Source organism: Clostridium sp. (assembly GCF_040797585.1).
GTDB lineage: Bacteria > Bacillota > Clostridia > Clostridiales > Clostridiaceae > Clostridium_Z.
The window spans coordinates 1-1,634 of sequence record NZ_JBFNEO010000323.1 but is presented as its reverse complement, the minus strand read 5'-3'; the positions used below and the strand labels follow the sequence as shown (position 1 = coordinate 1,634).

Here is a 1,634-nt window from a genome sequence, read left to right as displayed (position 1 = left end):
AGAATAGTATTTCATATAATCACCTTCTTGAATTTATTATAACATAAACATTATATAAATTCAAGAGTGTTATATAAACTTCTATAAGGTTTTATTCACTGTTACGTTACCTCTTTTTAAGTTAGTTTGTCCAAAACTAATTACTTATATTAATCTTTTAGATTTTAAATCACTCTCTTGTGATAGTTAATTTAGGGATAATTAACTATTCTTATATACTTTAAAGATAATAACTATTAATTAAAATTTATTAGTTATATTATAGCATAAAACTCCTCTTTTCTATATTTAATTATCATATAGTCTCTATATTAGAAATAACCTAACATGTTATGATAGTTAAATCCTAAAATAAACTTAATTGCTTATTTTAAATTATAAAGTATGAAAATTAATAAGCCAAAAGTTATTACTTTAAAGAACGCAATTTAACTAGCATAATAATTTATAATAAATAAAATTATAAATATCAAAAGGATTAGTATAAAGAATTCAAATAAAATTCTATACTAATCCCTTTGTTTAATAATATTAACTATTTAAAGACTTAACCACTCCAACTACTATACCAAGTATGCCTGCTTCCTTATCCATAAGATTTATAGGTTCATACCTTGGATTCTCCGGTACAAGATAAGGTCTATTTTTCTTCATTACAAATCTCTTTAAAGTAGCATTTCCATCTATCTGCGCTGCCACTATATCTCCGTTATTTGCCATATACTGTTTTCTAATAACCACATAGTCATTATCCTCTATGTTAGCTCCCACCATACTGTCACCCTTAACTTTTAACATAAAGCAATCTTTTATTCCCTTTAGGAAGTAATTTGGAATATTAAATATCCCCTCATTTTCCTCTGTCATAAGAATAGGTTCTCCTGCTGCTATGTCACTATATAAGGTAACTTCTCTTAAATCATCCTTAGGAACTTCTTCTATATCCTCTCCAGTAGTTAAAAATAGTTCCATTGTGTTTAAATAATCTCTTTTAAATATAACCTCTGATTTATGTCTTAAATCTATATATTTAAACTTTTCCATATCCTCTACCTTACTATTTCTATTTTCTACAATATCACCCTTTAAATAATGAGTTTTAACCCCTTCTCCAAAGGTTTCTTTTACTTTTATTTTTTTCTCTCTTGTGATAAATATTGTAAAGGTTCCATAGGTACTTTCATGATTTCTAATGTTTTTTAGAAGTTCTAACTCACTACAGCTATAGTCTTGTCCATTATAAACCATAACATGAGTATAGGAACTTTTAAGTATAGCTTCTGCTTCTTTTATATAATCCTCATAGTCATAATATCTATATTCCTTAAGCTTTTCATTATACATTTCCTTAAGATAAAATATCGCTTCTCTTCCTGTAGAATTCTTCCTTAAGGCTCTTTTGCGTCTTAAAGTAGTCATATACTCTTCTTTAGTTATATTACTAGACTTTAAGAATTCAATTTCTTCTATAAAAAATTCTAAAGGTCTATTAAAAATTTTAACCTTTTTATATTTACTCTTTAATTCTTCTATTAATGGATATATTAATTTTTTCTTTGAAGTCTCATCAATAAGATTTTTATCCTTTATATAAACTTCTTTTAATATATCCTTTAAGGTTTTTATATAAACTG

1 protein-coding gene is annotated in these 1,634 nt (G+C 25.4%); it reads right to left on the bottom strand.

Annotated features, from left to right (window positions below):
• Positions 1-531: 531 nt before the first annotated feature.
• The coding region (gene lexA, locus AB2369_RS13205) for a transcriptional repressor LexA (RefSeq protein ID WP_367666933.1) at positions 532-1,634 on the bottom strand (1,103 nt) is incomplete at its 5' end.